The sequence below is a fragment of the Campylobacter concisus genome (genome assembly GCF_002913545.1).
GTDB classification, from domain to species: domain Bacteria; phylum Campylobacterota; class Campylobacteria; order Campylobacterales; family Campylobacteraceae; genus Campylobacter_A; species Campylobacter_A concisus_AV.
Genome location: NZ_PPBR01000053.1, coordinates 1 through 488 on the forward strand (window position 1 = coordinate 1; position 488 = coordinate 488).

Here is a 488-nt window from a genome sequence, read left to right on the forward strand (position 1 = left end):
GCTCCATAAGGATCGGTGGCGTGCCGCTCGATCTGCCTGATTGCTGGTGTGAGGAGCTGCTTAAATTTTGCGTGAAATCTTCAAGCGACATCACGCTTTACGAAGATCTGCTAAGTGAAAATAGAATTTGGCAAGCAAGGCTCGTTGATGCGCGTGCAGTCAGCAAAGACTTAGCCCTTAGTAGTTGCTGCTCTTGCGTCATGCTAAGAGCAAGTGGCATCGCGCGCGACATTAGAAAAGAAGAGCCATATCTCCTCTACGACGAGCTAGAATTTGACGTGCCTTACGCCACCAAGGGCGACTGCTACGCAAGATACCTGCTTTAAATGAAAGAGATGCGCGAGTACGTGAAAATTTTAAAGCAGTGCGTTAGCAAGTATCAGACAAGTAACCCCGCCATCATCACCGACGCGCCAGAGTTTGTGTGCGCTTCAAAAGAGCAGATAATGGGCCAAAACTACTCACTAATGCAGCATTTTGTGCTGATA

1 pseudogene is annotated in these 488 nt (G+C 48.2%); it reads left to right on the forward strand.

Annotation, left to right across the window (positions count from 1 at the left end):
• Positions 1-488: pseudogene (locus tag CYP05_RS03600) on the forward strand (NADH-quinone oxidoreductase subunit D); the annotation flags it as partial.